This window comes from Arthrobacter sp. UYP4, from assembly GCF_057291175.1.
This window is the reverse complement of the sequence record NZ_JBXAVU010000001.1, coordinates 50,182-66,378: the sequence shown is the minus strand read 5'-3', so window position 1 is coordinate 66,378 and position 16,197 is coordinate 50,182. Positions and strand designations below refer to the sequence as shown.

General features: G+C 70.0%; 13 protein-coding genes. 1 reads left to right on the top strand and 12 read right to left on the bottom strand.

Annotated features, from left to right (window positions below):
* Window positions 1–7: 7 nt before the first annotated feature.
* The 12 genes from murG to dinB all read right to left on the bottom strand — a co-directional run bounded on the left by murG (window position 8) and on the right by dinB (window position 14,829).
* Window positions 8–1,126, bottom strand: a complete 1,119-nt coding sequence (gene murG / locus AC0Z9V_RS00275; protein ID WP_485140363.1) for an undecaprenyldiphospho-muramoylpentapeptide beta-N-acetylglucosaminyltransferase — start codon at window positions 1,124–1,126, stop codon at window positions 8–10.
* Window positions 1,123–2,553: a putative lipid II flippase FtsW gene (ftsW, locus tag AC0Z9V_RS00270; RefSeq protein WP_485140362.1), complete on the bottom strand. Its 1,431-nt coding sequence runs from the start codon at window positions 2,551–2,553 to the stop codon at window positions 1,123–1,125. The genes murG and ftsW overlap by 4 nt, the downstream gene beginning before the upstream one ends.
* Window positions 2,553–4,133, bottom strand: a complete 1,581-nt coding sequence (gene murD / locus AC0Z9V_RS00265) for a UDP-N-acetylmuramoyl-L-alanine--D-glutamate ligase (protein ID WP_485140361.1) — start codon at window positions 4,131–4,133, stop codon at window positions 2,553–2,555. The genes ftsW and murD overlap by 1 nt, the downstream gene beginning before the upstream one ends.
* Window positions 4,130–5,230, bottom strand: coding sequence for a phospho-N-acetylmuramoyl-pentapeptide-transferase (mraY, locus tag AC0Z9V_RS00260; protein ID WP_133081657.1), 1,101 nt, complete (start codon window positions 5,228–5,230; stop codon window positions 4,130–4,132). The genes murD and mraY overlap by 4 nt, the downstream gene beginning before the upstream one ends.
* A complete protein-coding gene (locus AC0Z9V_RS00255) occupies window positions 5,227–6,741 on the bottom strand; it encodes a UDP-N-acetylmuramoyl-tripeptide--D-alanyl-D-alanine ligase (RefSeq protein WP_485140360.1) in 1,515 nt (504 codons plus the stop codon). Before AC0Z9V_RS00255 ends, mraY begins: the two co-directional genes overlap by 4 nt.
* Before the next feature lie 6 nt (window positions 6,742–6,747).
* On the bottom strand, window positions 6,748–8,352 hold the full coding sequence (locus tag AC0Z9V_RS00250; RefSeq protein ID WP_485141255.1) for a UDP-N-acetylmuramoyl-L-alanyl-D-glutamate--2,6-diaminopimelate ligase: 1,605 nt from the start codon (window positions 8,350–8,352) through the stop codon (window positions 6,748–6,750).
* A gap of 56 nt (window positions 8,353–8,408) precedes the next feature.
* Entirely contained in the window at window positions 8,409–10,199 is a 1,791-nt protein-coding gene (locus AC0Z9V_RS00245; RefSeq protein WP_485140359.1) for a peptidoglycan D,D-transpeptidase FtsI family protein, read from the bottom strand.
* A 63-nt stretch (window positions 10,200–10,262) separates the two neighbouring features.
* Complete coding sequence (gene ftsL / locus AC0Z9V_RS00240; RefSeq protein ID WP_485140358.1) at window positions 10,263–10,937, bottom strand: cell division protein FtsL; 675 nt, start codon at window positions 10,935–10,937, stop codon at window positions 10,263–10,265.
* A complete protein-coding gene (gene rsmH / locus AC0Z9V_RS00235; RefSeq protein WP_485140357.1) occupies window positions 10,934–11,935 on the bottom strand; it encodes a 16S rRNA (cytosine(1402)-N(4))-methyltransferase RsmH in 1,002 nt (333 codons plus the stop codon). Before rsmH ends, ftsL begins: the two co-directional genes overlap by 4 nt.
* Window positions 11,936–12,172: 237 nt before the next feature.
* Window positions 12,173–12,604: a division/cell wall cluster transcriptional repressor MraZ gene (gene mraZ / locus AC0Z9V_RS00230; RefSeq protein ID WP_133081654.1), complete on the bottom strand. Its 432-nt coding sequence runs from the start codon at window positions 12,602–12,604 to the stop codon at window positions 12,173–12,175.
* Between the two features lie 345 nt (window positions 12,605–12,949).
* Window positions 12,950–13,327, bottom strand: coding sequence for a DUF3040 domain-containing protein (locus AC0Z9V_RS00225; RefSeq protein ID WP_133081653.1), 378 nt, complete (start codon window positions 13,325–13,327; stop codon window positions 12,950–12,952).
* A gap of 221 nt (window positions 13,328–13,548) precedes the next feature.
* Window positions 13,549–14,829 carry a DNA polymerase IV gene (gene dinB / locus AC0Z9V_RS00220; protein ID WP_133081937.1) on the bottom strand — a complete coding sequence of 427 codons (1,281 nt, stop codon included), beginning with the start codon at window positions 14,827–14,829 and terminating at the stop codon, window positions 13,549–13,551.
* Between the two features lie 228 nt (window positions 14,830–15,057).
* On the opposite strand from dinB, the gene AC0Z9V_RS00215 reads away from it, so the two are divergent.
* Window positions 15,058–16,182, top strand: coding sequence for a polyprenyl synthetase family protein (locus AC0Z9V_RS00215; protein WP_485140356.1), 1,125 nt, complete (start codon window positions 15,058–15,060; stop codon window positions 16,180–16,182).
* Window positions 16,183–16,197 lie beyond the last annotated feature (15 nt).

Sequence of the window (16,197 nt, the reverse complement as noted above, 5' to 3'; positions counted from 1 at the left end):
TCCGAGGTCACCGGGCGCCTCCCGTGGCGGAGAGGACGAGGTCGGCCATCCGCCGGTCGGCGTCGCGCACGCCCCGGGCGTGCGATGCCCGTGACATCCGGGCGAGCCGTGCCTGGTCGGCGACGAGCGAACGCACGGTGTCGCGGATCCACTCCGCGGTGAAGGCCGCGTCGTCGACCAGGAGGGCGCCGCCGGATTCCACGAGCCCTGCCGCGTTGAGTCGCTGCTCGCCGTTGCCGTGCGGCAGGGGCACGAGGACGGCGGGAACACCCACGGCGCTGATCTCGCTGACGGTGGCGGCGCCGGCGCGGGCGACCAGGAGGTCGGCTGCCGCGTACACGTGTTCCATGCCGTCGACGAACTCGACCTGGTGGTAGCCCGGCATGGCCAGCACGGATCCGTCGCCGCCGAGGACCTGCTTGCCGCGTCCTGTGATGTGGAGGACCTGGATGCCGGCGGCGACGAGGCCGGGCACGGCCTCGGCGACGGACCGGTTGAGGCTCGCCGCACCGGAGGACCCTCCGGTCACGATCAGGGTGGGACGGTCCGGATCGAGCCCGAGCGACGCCCGGGCGTCCTCGCTGCCGGCGGCGCGATCGAGGCCGGAGATGCTGCGGCGCATGGGCATGCCCACCAGCACGGCGTCGCGCAGCCCAGTGCCCTCGAAGGCGACGGCGACGCGCGCCGCGATCCGCGCGCCCACCCGGTTGGCGATGCCGGGTCGTGCGTTGGCCTCGTGGATGACGATCGGCACCCGCCGCGTCCAGGCCGCGAGATAGACGGGTGTCGAGACGTATCCGCCGACCCCGACGACGACGTCTGCTGCGGCGTCCGCGAGGATGGCGCGCGCCTGCCGCACGGCCCGGACGAGGCGGACGGGCAGTTTGACGAGGTCGATGGAGGGTCGCCGCGGCATGGGGACCCGGTCGATGGTGCGCAGGTCGAAACCGGCGGCGGGGACCAGTCGGGTCTCCATCCCGGCCTCGGTGCCCACGGCCGTGATGCGTGCGCCCGGCTCCCGTTCGACGATCGCCCCCGCGATCGCGAGGAGGGGGCTGATGTGGCCGGCCGTGCCGCCGCCCGCGAGGACGACCGACACGGGATGGTCAGGGGTGGAGGAGGTCATGAATGTGCGTGGTTTCTTCCGGCGGTGGAGGTCGTAGCAGGAACCGTCGGAGACGGCGCCGGCGTGGGGACGTGCGGGGTCTTGCGTGCGAAGGACAGGAGGACGCCGACGGCGGCCAGCGTGAACGTCAGCGCGGACCCGCCGTAGGAGATGAAGGGCAGCGGTACGCCGATGACGGGCAGCAGGCCGGTGACCATGCCGATGTTGACGAAGGCCTGGCCGATCAGCCACACGAGGATGGATCCCATGAGGATCCGCACGAAGGGGTCGGTGTAGCGCAGGGCCACCCTGATGGTGGCGACGGCGAGGATGCCGAACAGGAGCACGACGACGAGGGTGCCGACGAGGCCGAACTCCTCGCCGATGATGGCGAAGATGAAGTCGTTGTGCGCCTCGGGGATCCAGTTCCACTTCTGGCGGCTCTGCCCGATCCCGACGCCGAACCACCCGCCCGACGCCATGGCGAACAGGCCGTTGTCCGACTGCAGGCAGAGATCGGCGCCGTCGTCGCAGTTCAGGCCCAGCCAGGCGCTGATCCGCCCGCCGCGGTTGGAGCTCGTGGCGACCATGAGCAGGGCACCGGCCAGCGCCGCGAGACCCGTGAGCGTGAACAGCTTCAGCGGGGCGCCGGCGAAGAACAGCGCCGCACCGGCGATCATCATGAGCACGAGGCCCGTCCCGAGGTCACCGCCGATCAGGACGAGGCCGATCGGGAGTCCGCCGAAGGGCAGCGCGGGGATCATGGCGTGCTTCCAGTCCCGGATCAGCGCCTTCTTCCGCTCCAGGACGGCGGCGAACCACAGGGCGATGGCGAGCTTCGTCGGTTCGGACGGCTGGAAGGTCTGGCTGCCGATGCGGATCCAGTTCTTGTTGCCGTTGATCTCGACCCCGATGACGAGCACCAGGACCAGCAGCACCACCGCGATCCCGAGGCTCGGCCACGCGAGGGCCCGGTAGGCGCGGGGACCGAGCCGGGACAGGACGAGCATCAGGAGGAGCCCGGCGCCGGCCCACAGGGCCTGCTTGAGGAAGAGGTCGAAGCTGTCCTTGCCCTCGGAGATCGCTTCGACGGATGACGCCGACAGGACCATCATGAGCCCGATCGCGGTGAGGGCGAGGGCGGAACCGAGGATCAGGTAGTAGCTGGACCCGGTGGGCGCGCGGTCGGAGCCCTCGAGCAGCACCCAGCCGCGCCGCAGCCGGGCCCGGAGTCCGGTGCCCGCCCGGTCGGCGGAGCCGGTGGTGGCGGTGTCCGCCGTCGGAGCACCGGACTTGATGGTCCGTGCCTTCGCTGCGGCGCTCCCGCTGGGCGTCGCACTGTGTGCGGGGCCTACGCCGACGGAGCTGACCGGTCGGCCCGTCTCCTTCGTCCGGGCGGGCCGGACCGAGGGCTTGCGTCCTCCCGGACGGGTTGGCGTGGCCACCATTACGACTCCTTCGCGGTTGTCCCCTGTCCGCCACGTGCACGGACGGCCGCCACGAAGGCGGCTCCCCGGTGCGCATAGGAGGAGAACTGGTCCATGGACGCTGCGGCCGGCGCCAGGAGCACCGTGTCGCCGTCCTGGGCGAGGCGCGCCGCTTCGGCGACGGCCCACTGCATCAGGGCGGCGGCCGGATCGGCTGACCCGCCGGCGCCGCGCCCCTGTCCAGTGTGAAGGGTGGGATGGAGGGAGACCGGAACATCGGGTGCGTGTCGGGCGAGGGCGCCCTGCAGCGGTGCGGGGTCCGTCCCGAGAAGCACGACGGCCTTCAGTCGGTGGGCATGCTCGGTGACGAGGTTGTCGTAGGAGACACCCTTCGACAGTCCGCCCGCGACCCAGACCACCGATTGGAACGAGGCCAGCGATGCCGAGGCCGCGTGCGGATTCGTCGCCTTCGAATCGTTGATCCAGAGCACCCCGCCCTCGTTCTCGACGACCTGGATCCGGTGGTCCCCCGGCTGGAAGGCCCGGATGCCGTCGCGCACCGCAGCCGCCGGTATCCCCGCCGCACGGACGAGGGCTGCGGCGGCGAGGGCGTTGGCGACCAGGTGCCGCGGGACGACCTCGCCGAGCTCGCTGATGGAGGCGAGTTCGGCGGCGGAGTCCTTGCGCTGCTCGATGAAGGCTCGGTCCACGAGGAGGTCCTCGACGACGCCCATCATGCTGACGGACGGCATGCCGGTGGTGAACCCGACGGCCCGGCAGCCCTCGACGACATCGGCCTCCTCGACCATCTCCTCCGTCTCACGCTGCTCGACGTTGTAGATGCACGCGATCCTCGTCCGCTCGTAGACGGAGGCCTTGGCGGCGAGGTAGGCCTCGTAACTGCCGTGCCAGTCCACATGGTCCTCGGCCACGTTGAGGCAGACGCTCGCGAGCGGCGAGATGGAGTGCGCCCAGTGCAGCTGGAAGCTGGAGAGTTCGACGGCGAGGAACTCGTACCCCTGAGGATCACGGATCACGTCGAGGATGGGTGTGCCGACGTTGCCGGCGGCGACCGCGCGCTTGCCCGCGGCGAGGAGCATGGACTCCGTCAGTCCGACGGTGGTGGTCTTCCCGTTGGTCCCGGTGATGGTGAGCCATTCCGCCGTCGAACGGCCTTCGCGGGTCCGTACCCGCCAGGCGAGCTCGATGTCGCCCCAGATCGGGACTCCGGCCGCCGCCGCCTCGGCGAGCAGCGGCTGCGTGGGGCGCCAGCCGGGAGAGGTGACGACGAGGTCGGCGGGTTCCCCGTCGACCGGGGGCAGGGACGCTGCGTGCTCCGCCCCGAGCAGGACGGCGTGCGCACCGACGATGCGCAGGGTGTCGGCCTTCGCCTCGTTCTCCTCGGTCGCGCCGGCATCGACGACGACGACGACGGCCCCGAGCTCCACGAGGGTGTCGGCCGCGGAGAAGCCGGAGGCGCCGATGCCCGCGACGACGACGCGCAGGCCGGCCCAGTCCGAGTCCCAGGTCGTCAGACCGGCGAGCCGGGGTGTCTCCCAGGTGTTGGGTGCCGTCGATCCGGCAGCGTCCGATCCGCTCATCCCACGACCCATTCCGCGTAGAAGATCCCGAGCGCCGCGGCGACGAAGAGTCCGGCAAGGATCCAGAACCGGACCACCACCGTGACCTCCTGCCAGCCCTTCAGCTCGAAGTGGTGCTGCAGCGGTGCCATCTTGAAGACGCGTTTGCCGCCCGACAGCTTGAAGTAGCCGACCTGGATGATCACGGAGAGCGTGATCATGACGAACAGGCCCGCGAGGATCACGAGGAGGAGTTCCGTCCGGGACAGGATGGCGAAACCGGCGATCGCGCCGCCGATGGCGAGGGAGCCGGTGTCGCCCATGAAGATCTTGGCCGGCGAGGTGTTCCACCAGAGGAAGCCGACCAGGGCACCGCACATGGACCCGGCGATCAGGGCGAGGTCCAGCGGGTCGCGGACCTCGTAGCAGACGCTCCCGGCGCCGGGCGAGCCGCAGCTCTGGTTGCCCTGCCAGATCCCGATGAGGAGGTAGGCGCCGAAGACCAGGATCGAGGCGCCGGCGGCGAGTCCGTCGAGCCCATCGGCGAGGTTCACGCCGTTGCTCGCGCCGGTGATGATGAGGTTCGACCAGATGACGAACAGGATCGCGCCGAGGACCGTGCCCGCGAAGGCGAGGTCGATCGGCGTGTCACGGATGAAGGAGATGGCCGTCGACGCCGGCGTCCGCCCCTCCTCGTTGGGGAACATCAGCGCCAGCACGCCGAAGATCACGCCCACGGCGGTCTGCCCGATGATCTTCGCGGGCGCGCTCAGGCCGAGGCTCCGCTGCTTCGAGATCTTGATGTAGTCATCGGCGAAGCCCACCAGGCCCATTCCGGCGGCCAGGAACAGCAGCAGCAGTCCGGAGGCCGTGGGACCGCCCACGGAGGAACCCGTGGCCACCATCAGCAGATGCGTCAGGAAGTATGCGAGCAGCACCGACGCGACGATCACCGCGCCGCCCATGGTGGGCGTCCCGCGCTTGATGTGGTGGGCCGTGGGGCCGTCGTCGCGGATGAACTGCCCGTAGCCCTTGTTCACCAGGAGCTTGATGAACAGGGGTGTCCCGACGAATGCGAAGAAGAGCGCGGAGGCAGAGCCTATGAGGAGTGCGATCACGGCTGCTGGGCCTTTCCGGGAGCGGCAGGTCCGCTGTCCGCTTCGACGACTGCTGCGGGGGGCTCGGTCGCGCCGGGGCCGGCCTGGGCGACTCGGTCCCCGAGATATCTCAGTCCCGCCCCGTTGGAGGACTTGAACAGGACGATGTCGCCCGGTTCCAGCTCCGCCTCGAGCATCCGCTCCGCGGCGTCGACGTCGTCGACATGGACGGCCTCGCTGCCCCAGGACCCCTCGAGCACGGCACCGTTGAAGAGTGCCCGGGTGTTCGGGCCCACGCAGATGAGCTTGGAGATGTTGAGGCGTACGACGACGCGCCCGAGGAGGTCGTGCTCCTCGATGGAGCTGTCCCCGAGCTCGAGCATCTCACCGAGCACGGCCCACGTGCGCCGGCGGCCGCGGCCGAGTTCGGCGAGCGTCCGGAGCGCTGCGCGCATCGACTCGGGATTGGCGTTGTAGGCGTCGTTGATGACCGTCACGCCGTCGGCGCGCTCGGTGCGCTCCATGCGCCACCGGCTGGCGGCGGACTGGCTGCGCAGGCTCGCCGCGATCGTCCCGGGAGCGCAACCGACCTCGTAGGCGACGGTGGCTGCGGCCAGCAGGTTGGCGGTGTGGTGCAGTCCCAGGAGCGGGGAGACGACGTCGTGGGCACTGCCGTCCGGGAAGACGAGGGTGAAGGCGGGGTTGCCCTCCGCCGTCGTGGTGCTGTCGCGTGCCCGGACGACGTCGGACCCGGCGGCTGCGAAGTCGTCCGAGGAGGTGAAGAAGGCGGTCCGGGCGCCGGTGCGCCCCTGCATGGCCAGGACGCGCTCGTCGTCGGCGTTGATGACGGCGGTCCCGGCGGCCGGCAGGGCCTCGAACAGCTCGCCCTTGGCCTTCGCGATGTTCTCGACGCCGCCGAACTCGCCGGCGTGGGCGGAGCCGACGCCGAGCACGACGCCGAGGTCCGGCTGCACGAGCGACGCGAGGTACGCGATGTGGCCGGGCTTCGTGGCCCCCATCTCGATGACGAGGTAGCGCGTGTCCCAGTCCGCCTCGAACACGGTCAGGGGGACGCCGACCTCTCCGTTGTAGGACCCGCGCGGCGCGACGGTGGGGCCGTGGGCCGCGAGGATGCCGGCGAGCAGGTCCTTGGTGGTGGTCTTGCCCGCCGAACCGGTGATGCCGATGACGGTCACCTCGCCGTTCGCCCGCAGTCGCCGGACCGTCTCGGCGGCCAGCACGCCCATGGCGAGGACCGCGTCGGGGACGACGACGGCGGCGAACGGGGTCCCGTCCGGTCCGGTGACCTCCCGTTCGGCCAGCGCCAGGACGGCTCCGCGCCCGAAGGCGGCACCGATGAAGAGGTGGCCGTCGGACTCCTCGCCGGGCTTGGCCACGAACAGGGACCCGGGGACGCACTCCCTGGAATCCGTGGCCGCGGAGGTGACGGTGATGGCCGACCCGTCCTGGTCGGGACCGACCAGGACGCCGCCCGTGAGTGCCGCGATCTCGGCTGCGCTGAATTCAATCATGACGGTTCAGGACTCTATCCCGGACGTCGAAAGCACAGAGAATCCGTGCCTTGTCAACGCGGAGCGCAGTTCCAGGCGATCGTCGAGCGACAGATTGACGCCCTTCACCTCCTGCCACACCTCGTGGCCGCGGCCGGCGATGAGAACGGTGTCGGAGACGGTGGACAGCGCGACCGCGTGGTCTATCGCAGCCGCCCGGGGGAAGACCTCGAGCACCTCGCAGTCGAGCCCCTCGTCGCGGACCGCGGCCTCGGCGCCGGCCCGGACGGCGCGCCGGATGATCGCCTCGTCCTCGTCGTGCGGGTCGTCGTCGGTGACGATGAGGATGTCGGACAGGCGTGCGCCCACCGCCCCCATGATCGGGCGCTTCGTCTCGTCCCGCTGTCCCGTGGCGCCGAAGACCGCGATGACGCGGCCGCCCGGCCGGCGCACCGAGACCAGCGTCCGTTCGAGGGCGTCCGGATTGTGGGCGAAGTCGACGATCGCCGCGGGAGCCTCACCGATGAGCTGCATGCGCCCCGGGACCTCGGTGGTGAAGGGGTCCGAGTCGTCCAGGGCGCGCTGGACGTCCTCCACCGGGACGCCCGAGGCGAGGACCATGCCGGTCGCCAGGGCGGCGTTGGAGATGTTGAACGTCCCGGGCAGCCCGCTGCGGATCCGCAGTCGCCCGCCCGTCCGGCCCTGGAGCACGAAGGCGTGGCCGAGGCCGCTCGGTTCGACCCCGGTCACCGTCCAGTCGGCCTGCGCGTCCCGGTCGTCCGCCTGCGGATCGGTCCGCACCGTCAGCACGGGGACCTCCGCCGTGGCGGCCAGCCTGCGGCCCCAGGGATCGTCCACGAGCACCACTGCTCGCCGGCAACGCTCGGGGGTGAAGAGCGCAGCCTTCACCGCGAAGTACTCCTCCATGGTGCCGTGCAGGTCCAGGTGGTCCTGGGTGAGGTTGGTGAAGCCCGCGACGTCGAATCGCACTCCGTCCACCCGGCCGAACTCGAGCGCGTGCGAGGAGACCTCCATGGAGGCCGCGGCGAGCCCACGCTCCCGCATCAGGGCGAGGAGGGAATGCACCTGGGGCGATTCGGGCGTGGTGAGCGCGCTGGGGATGGCCTCGCCGCCTGCCCGGATCTCGATGGTGCCGATCAGCCCGGTGGACCTGCCCAGGGCGCCCAGGAGGGCGTTGAGGAAATAGGTGGTCGTGGTCTTCCCGTTCGTGCCGGTGACGCCGAAGAGGGTCGGGGTCGCCTGCGCGGGGGCGTCCTCGGACCGGCCGGCGAAGATCTCGCGGGCGAGCGGGCCGACCGCGCGGCGGGGGTCCGGGACGACGACGACCGGCGGCAGCTCGACCTGCCCCGCCGTCTCGGTCGCGAGGCGGGCCCCTTCCTCGTCCGTCAGGATGGCCAGGGCGCCCGCCCGGGCGGCCTGCAGGGCGAATTCGGCTCCGTGGCGGGAGGCGCCCGGCAGGGCGGCGTAGACGTCACCGGGCAGGACGGAGCGCGAATCGAGCGTGATGCCGGCGACGGTGGGGAGCCCCGGTGGTACCGACGGGCCGGCCAGCGTGCCGATGGCGGCGAGGGCCGAGGACAGCTCGACCGGGCGCGGGGCGCGGGGCCGCATCAGGGAAGCCGTGCTCCCCTGCGGAGTGTTCGATTGCACGTTCTCTTGCCTCCGGGTCAGTATTCGACCGGGTAGATGTCCGGCTTCGTCGTCGAAGCCGGGACGTTGTTGGAGTTGAGGACCTGCTTCATGACCTTCTGGAAGGACTCGCCGGGAATCAGGTAGTACAGGTCGCCCTGCGGACGCTGGAGCGTGATGACGACGACGTACTCGGGATCCTCGATGGGTGCGATCCCGGCATACGACAGAGTGTAGCCGTCGTACCCGCCGGTGGCGCTCGGTGCCTCCGCCGTGCCGGTCTTCGCCCCGACGCGGTACTGCTCGAGCTCGCCGGATTTGCCGGAGCCCTCCTCGGTGACGGTCTCGAGCATCTTCCGCATCTGCGCAGCGGTCTCCTCCGACACCACCTTCGTGCCCTCGGCCTCGGGGACCTCGTGCTCCGTGCCGTCGGGGTCGATGTACGCGTCGATCAGCCGCGGCTGGAGCCGCATGCCGTCGTTCGCGATCGTCTGGTACACCATCGCGGTGTGCAGCGCGGTCTGCGTCAGGCCCTGGCCGAAGAGCACCGTGTACTGCTGGCGGTCGTCCCACTGGTCGGGCGGAGTGAGGAGGCCCTGGTTCTCCTCGCCGAGGCCCGTGCCGAGCGGTTCACCGATCCCGAACTTCTTGAGCCAGTCGTAGCGTTCCTGCTTGGACAGCTTCCCGCCGATCTGCACCGTACCGGTGTTCATGGACTTGGCGAGGATCCCTGCCGCCGTCCGCTTCTCCGTGCCGTGCTCCCACGCGTCCTTGAACGTCTGGTCGCCGATGGTGTAGCGGTTCTCCAGGGTGAACTTCGACGTCGGCTCGATCAGTCCCTGCTCGAGAGCGGCAGCCATCGTGATGACCTTCGTCGTCGACCCCGGCTCGAAGGACGCACTGACCGAGTTCGGGCTGCGCTTGTCCGCGGGTGTCGCCTCCGGATCGTTCGGGTCGAGCGTCGTCGACTCGGCCATCGCCCGGATCGCTCCGGTCTTCGCCTCCACGACCACGATGTTGCCCCACTCGGCGTCGTAGTCCTTCACCTGCGAGGCGATGGTCTGCTGGGCGAACCACTGGAGGTCCTGATCGATCGTCAACCGCACGCTCTGGCCGTCGACCGCGGGCACGTCCTCGTTCGTGGCGTAGGGGATGCGGATCCCGTCCCCGCCGATCTCGAACGTGCGGCTTCCCGCCTCGCCGGTGAGCTGGTCGTCCAGGGACACCTCCAGGCCGGAGCGCGGAGCACCGTCGGCGCCCACGTAGCCGATGATCGACCCGGCCACGGGTCCGGCGGGGTAGGTGCGCACACTGGTCATGTCCGCGTACACGCCCGGGATGCCGACGGCCAGTGCCCTGTCCTTGACCTCCGGTGTGACGGACTTCGCCACGTAGTTGAAGGACTTGTCCCCCATGATGGACGCCTCGAGCGTTCCCGCGTCGATGCCGAGCACGGCCGAGAGCTCGGCGAATCCCTGGTCCATCGGGATGTCCATCTCGCGCTCGTCGGAACCGGCCGGTGTCCGGTCGAAATCGTCGACAGCACTGAGTCGCTGGTCCACCACGATGTCGTAGCGCTCCACGCTGCGAGCGAAGTACTTTCCGTTCATGTCCACGATCGAGCCGCGGATGGGCTGCACGGCGGTGCTGGTGAGCCGCTTGGACAGCCCTGCCTGTGCCATGCCGTTGAGGTCCAGCGCCTGGAGCTGGAACAGGCGTACGCCGAGGACCAGGAGCAGCACGAGGACGAAGGCCAATCCCACGCGGAGGCGCGTCGACCCGAGGGCCAGTCGGAGGCTGTCGGGGCTGCCGATGCGTGCAGGGGTCACGGGGAATCCTTGTCGAGACAGTACGGGCGGTGCGTCGGGCGGCTGGGGCTGAGGCGCCGCCTGCTACCGGTCGGTGCCGGCCTGCTCGGGACCGGGGATCGTCCCCGATGCCACGCTCCCCGCGTCTCCGTCCGTGGAACCGTCCGCAGCGACGCCGGTGTCGCCTCCGGCCGTCTCCTCGACCGGTTCCGCCGGGGGCGCCTCGACGGCCACCGGGACGGGCTGCTCCGTGACGAGGTTCGGTGCGGCGATCAGGACCTCGGGCTTGCGGCCCTCCACCGCGGGTTCCGGAGTGCCCGTCACCTTCTTCGTCTCGAGCTCGATCGTCCCGAAGGTCGGGGAGGACACCATGCCGAGTTTCGTGGCGGCGGCCGCGAGGTTCTGCGGGGCCTCCTTGCCCTCGATCTCGAGGACGAGCGCCTCGTTCTGCTGGCTGAGGGCCACCTGCTGGTTCCGCAGCTGGACGAGTTCGTACTGCGTCCCGGAGACCGAGATGTTGAGCATCAGGACCGCGGCGAGGGCAGCACCGAGGACGAGCAGGCTGAAGACCGCCAGGGGCATCCGCCGGCGGGCAGGACGCGCTGGGACCACTGACAGGGGGGTACGGGTCTTCTGCGTCGTGCCGGTCGGGGTGCCGGCCGTGGTGCCGGCCAGGCGCCCCGGGGCGAGGGCGAGCGCGCCGCTCCCGGAGAAGGCCGCAGTGCCGTGTCGCTTCTCGACTGTCAATGCCTGGCTCATCTGTTCTTCCTGTCGACGGGTCCTGCTTTGATTCGTTCAACTGCCCGGAGCTTGGCCGAGGCCGCTCGCGGATTCTCTTCGACCTCCGCTGCCGTGGGCGCCTCGGTGCCACGTGTCAGGGAGCGGAGGTAGGCCTTGTGCTCCTCGAGTTCCACCGGGAAACCGACCGGCGCCGAGGATCGGGTTCCTGCGGTGAACGCGCTCTTGACGATGCGGTCCTCGAGGGAGTGGTAGGACATCGCGACGACACGGCCTCCGGTCACGATCGAGTCGACGGCCGCGGGGACGGCCCGTTCGAGGACGGTCAGTTCCTCGTTGACCTCGATCCGCAGCGCCTGGAAGGTCCGCTTGGCCGGATGTCCACCCGTTCGCGCGGCCGCGGCGGGAACGACACTGCGGATCACCTCCACGAGCTGGGCGGTCGTACGGAGGGGTTCGGCCTGCCGCGCCTGCACGATCGCCGTGGCGATGCGGCCGGCGAACTTCTCCTCGCCCCACGTGCGGATGATGCGCAGCAGGTCTTCCGCGGCGTAGGTGTTCACGACCTCGGCCGCGGTGATCCCCCTGCTCGTGTCCATGCGCATGTCGAGCGGCGCGTCGAAGGAGTAGGCGAAACCGCGGTCGCGCTCGTCGAGCTGGAGCGACGAGACGCCCAGGTCGAAGAGGACGCCGTCCACCCCGTCGATCCCGAGGTCGGCCAGCACCTCGGGCAATTCGTCGTAGACGGCGTGCACCAGGTCGGTTCGGTCCGCGAAGGCGGCGAGACGCTCGCCGGCGAGCTCGAGGGCCTCCTTGTCCCGGTCGATCCCCACGAGGTGTGCCGAGGGGAACCGCTCCAGCATGCTCTCCGCATGGCCGCCCATGCCGAGGGTCGCGTCGACGACGACGGCCCGGCGCCCGGCGGCTTCGGCGGAGGCCACGGACGGAGCGAGGAGGGAGACGCAGCGGTCGCGGAGGACGGGGACGTGTCGCTCGTCCGTCGGCCGGTCATCGCGCATCCAGCCTCTCCCTCCTGCAGCTCGTGGTACATCGTGTCGGTGTTTCCCTGCAGGCTGCCGGAAGGAGGGTCCGGCTTCTTGAATCAGACCCCCATCCGGCCGGATCGTCGTCGCCTGGCTCCGGGGAAGTGGAGCCAGGTGGCGAATCGTATCCGGCGGCTGGAGATCTCATCCAAGAGACGTAGCCCACCCGCGTCGTCATTACTGCGTTCTTGTCCTGCTGGTCCTGCCGGTCGGTCAGATGATGCCCGGGAAGGCATCCTCGTCCGTCTCCGAGAAAGCCGTCTCCTTCTCGTCGAGGTAGGACTCCCACGCCTCCGCGGCCCAGATCTCCGCACGGCTCCCCGCACCGATCACGGCCAGGTCCCGGTCGAGTCCCGCGTACGTGCGCAATGCCGGAGGTATGGTGATCCTGCCCTGCTTGTCCGGCACCTCGTCCGAGGCCCCCGACAGGAAGATGCGGTTGTAGTCCCTCGCCTGGCGTGACGAGATCGGTGCGGCCCGCATCTGCTCGTGAACCCTCTCGAACTCACTCATGCTGAAGACGTAGATACAGCGCTCCTGGCCCCTCGTGAGGACCAGTCCCTCGCTCAGTTCCTCGCGGAACTTCGCAGGGAGGATGAGCCTGCCCTTCTCGTCGAGGCGGGGGGTGTGAGTTCCGAGGAACATCCCTGACCGCCTGTTCTGAGTCCGCCAAGCCCAGCCCGTTGCTGCCTTGCTCTTATGTTCCCCACTTTACTCCACAACCCTCCCCGGTCAATGCATGCCGGTCCCCGGCGCGCCCTCCGACTCCCGTCGCAGCGAGCGCCGACGCGGGGCAGGACACGGAGGCGGCGGTGGTGCATCCCGTGGAGGGAAGTGGAGGCCCGGTGGGCGGGAAGAGGGTGCAGGACTGCGGCGCACGGTGCCCGACCGGGGGAAGCAGCACTTAAAAGGAAAGAACCCGCCGAAGCGGGTTCTTTCCTTCCATCCGGCCGACGAGGGCTCGGACGATGCCGGTTCCGGCAGGTCCTGCTAGGTCTGGTCCCGTTTGCGCTCGTCCCACTTGTCCTCGAGGCTGGACATGAATCCGCTCTTGCCTCCCGAGGGGGCGTTCGACGGCCTGCCGATGGGTTGTCCTGCCTCCACCTGCTTCGACTTCGTGGTCGCGAAGTACACGCCCGCACCCATGATCAGGAATCCTGCCACCCCGATGAAGATGTTCTGGTAGACGATGCCGGCGAGAAGGACCAGGATCCCCGCGATCGTGATGAGCGAACCGATGACCAGGCGCCGGGTCGACATCGACTTCCGGGTGTCCGAGGCCATCGAGTGCGCGAACTTGGGATCGTCGGCGTGCAACTGCTGTTCAAGCTGATCAAGCAACCTCTGCTCGTGTTCCGAGAGTGCCATGACCGCCTCCTTGATGTGGGTACCAACGTTCCTCCACCCAACCAACGCTCCGGACGCGGGCCAGGTTCCCGGCGGAAGGGTCGGCGACCCCAGGCTCCGGACGGCGGATTTGCGTACTCGACGGCAGTTGGACTACCTACTTAAAGACTAGTTTGCTACGTGGTGGGCGCAAAGTCACAATGCGGTGTTGATCGGCTTCTCCGCACAGTGTTATCGGGCACTCAAGCCGCGGGATCGCGCGGGTTCCGCCGCTCGCCGGCACGTCCGCCCGGGCGCGATCCGGACGGGCCGCCGGCCCCGGCGCCCGCACCTCCTCCATCCGGCGCAGCGGGACGTCCGCCGGACCCGTTCGCGGGTCGTCCGCGGCCCTTCGCGGAGAGGAGCCCCGCCGGCACCACGCCGGCCTCACCGAACTTCCGGTTCACATCGTCCAGGGCCCGTTCGGCGATCCGCCAGTTGTCGTCCTTGCGGTCGATCGTCAGCTGGCTGGACCCGTCCCCTCCTCCCTGGAGGGACTCGGCGCGGAGTCCGATCAGCCGGACGGCCATCGGACGATCGCCCAGGGCGGCGAGCAGCGCCGTCGCGGCCGCGTACAGCGCGTTCGCGCTGTCCACGGGTTCGTCGAGCTTCTTCGACCGGGTGAGCGTGGAGAAGTCGGCGTACCGGAGTTTCAGGGCGACTCCCCCGGCCCGGACCCCGGAAGCCCGGAGCCTCGTCCCCGTCCGGTGCGCAAGCCTCAGGAGTTCGCGCCGCAGGACGTCGGAATCCTCGATGTCGCGGGAGAAGGTCTCCTCCGCACCGATGCTCTTCTCGGGCCGCGAGACCACGACCCTCCGCGGGTCACGGCCCCAGGCCAGGTGGTGGACATGCTCGCCCGACGCGCCCAGCAGCCTCTTCAGCGTGGACAGGGGCGTGTGGGCGACGTCCTCGACGGTGCGGATGCCGATCCGGGCCAAGACCTCCTGCGTCTTCGCGCCGACTCCCCACAGGGCCGAGACGGGCAGCGTGTGCAGGTAGGCGACGGTCTGGTCCCCGGGGATGAGCAGCAGGCCGTCGGGCTTCGCCCGGGTCGACGCGATCTTCGCGACGAACTTCGTGGTGGCCGCCCCGACGCTCGCCGTGATGCCGAGGCTCGACTGGATCTCCGCCCTCACCTGCTCGCCGATCTCGCGTGGCCCGCCGAGGCGACGGATGGAACCCGCGACATCGAGGAAGGCCTCGTCGACGCTGAGCTGCTCGACCTCGGGGGTGACCGAACGGAAGATGCGCATGATCTGCGCCGACACCTCGGCGTACCGTCCGTGGTGGGGTGGCAGGATGACGGCTGTCGGGCACTGCCGCATCGCCACGGACATCGGCATCGCGGAGCGGACCCCGAACCTGCGCGCCTCGTACGAGGCCGACAGGACGACGGAGCGTCCGGACGGCGAGCCGACGATGACGGGCACCCCGTGCAGATGCGGATGGTCGAGGAGCTCGACGGAGACGTAGAAGGCATCCATGTCGATGTGCAGGATGTGGCACTCGGCGTGCTCCGCCGCCGTCCTCCGCTCGTCCTTTGACACCGATACATCGTACGCAGCACCACCGACAGGTCCTCATCGGAGAGCCTCCGACCGTCCGGTGAGGTTCTTACCGCGCCCGGTCGGCGGGTAGCCGGCCAGCAGTGCCGCTCGGCGCCGCCGGTTAGAGTGGGAGCACCACGACCAGCCGAGCTGCCCGGGAGATCCATGCTGTCCGCACCTGCCACCCCCGACCAGGGCGGCCCTGTTCCCGATGCCATCACCGCCGAGCAGGAGCGGTTCCGCTCCTCCCTCACCCGGACCATCGAGGAGTTCCTGGCCGAACAGCGGGATGTCCTGGCCGCCATCTCCGACGAATCCCTGCCCCTCATCGCGAGTATCGCGACGCTGACGGGCGGGGGGAAGCGGATGCGTGCGCTGCTGTGCTACTGGGGATGGCGTGCGGCAGGCGGGTCGCCCTCCTCGCCGGCGCCCGTCGTCGCGGGGACCGCGCTCGAGTTCTTCCAGGCGGCGGCACTGATCCATGACGACATCATCGACCGTTCGGACACGCGCAGGGGGCGCCCCAGCGTGCACCGGCAGTTCAGCGGGCGGCATGCCGACGCGGGGTGGCACCTCGATCCGGAACGCTTCGGCGTGTCGGCGGCGATCCTCGCCGGCGATCTCTGCCTCGCGTTCAGCGAGGAACTGTTCACGGCGTCGTGCGCCGACACGGCGGGTACCGGCGCCCGGACGATCTTCAATCGGATGCGGACCGAGGTGATGGCCGGTCAGTACCTGGACCTCCTCGAGGAGGCCGTCGGTCCGGATCAGACGCCGGCCGTCGCCGAGGAACGTGCGCTCAACATCCTGCGGTTCAAGTCCGCGAAGTACTCCATGGAGCGTCCGCTGATGCTCGGTGGAGCGCTGGCCGGGGCCGATGAGGCCCTGCTCACGGCGTTCTCCGCTTTCGCCCTCCCCCTCGGCGAGGCTTTCCAGCTGCGGGACGATGTCCTCGGCGTGTTCGGGGATCCCGTGGTCACGGGCAAGCCGGCGGGTGACGACCTCCGCGAGGGCAAGCGCACCTTCCTGATCGCCCGCGCGATCGGCTCGAGCGGACCCGAGGCAGGCGCGTCGATCAACGCGATGCTGGGCGATACGTCCCTCGACGACATCGCGGTCGATGCGCTGCGGAGCCTCATCATCGGGAGCGGCGCCCTGGCCCACACCGAACACCTCATCGCGCGGAAGTCCGAGGAGGCCTTCGAGGCACTGGCCGGGCTCCCGATCGATACGGTGGCGAAGCGTGCACTCCGCCTGCTCGCGGAGGCGGCGGTCACGCGGACCGCGTGACCCCTGCGGAGGGAT

Coding starts and splice junctions, on each gene's coding strand:
- murG (WP_485140363.1), bottom strand. CDS start 1,126: ATGACCTCCTCCACCCCTGACCATCCCGTGTCGGTCGTCCTCGCGGGC.
- ftsW (WP_485140362.1), bottom strand. CDS start 2,553: ATGGTGGCCACGCCAACCCGTCCGGGAGGACGCAAGCCCTCGGTCCGG.
- murD (WP_485140361.1), bottom strand. CDS start 4,133: ATGAGCGGATCGGACGCTGCCGGATCGACGGCACCCAACACCTGGGAG.
- AC0Z9V_RS00255 (WP_485140360.1), bottom strand. CDS start 6,741: ATGATTGAATTCAGCGCAGCCGAGATCGCGGCACTCACGGGCGGCGTC.
- AC0Z9V_RS00250 (WP_485141255.1), bottom strand. CDS start 8,352: ATGCGGCCCCGCGCCCCGCGCCCGGTCGAGCTGTCCTCGGCCCTCGCC.
- ftsL (WP_485140358.1), bottom strand. CDS start 10,937: ATGAGCCAGGCATTGACAGTCGAGAAGCGACACGGCACTGCGGCCTTC.
- rsmH (WP_485140357.1), bottom strand. CDS start 11,935: ATGCGCGATGACCGGCCGACGGACGAGCGACACGTCCCCGTCCTCCGC.
- mraZ (WP_133081654.1), bottom strand. CDS start 12,604: ATGTTCCTCGGAACTCACACCCCCCGCCTCGACGAGAAGGGCAGGCTC.
- AC0Z9V_RS00225 (WP_133081653.1), bottom strand. CDS start 13,327: ATGGCACTCTCGGAACACGAGCAGAGGTTGCTTGATCAGCTTGAACAG.
- dinB (WP_133081937.1), bottom strand. CDS start 14,829: ATGGATGCCTTCTACGTCTCCGTCGAGCTCCTCGACCATCCGCATCTG.
- AC0Z9V_RS00215 (WP_485140356.1), top strand. CDS start 15,058: ATGCTGTCCGCACCTGCCACCCCCGACCAGGGCGGCCCTGTTCCCGAT.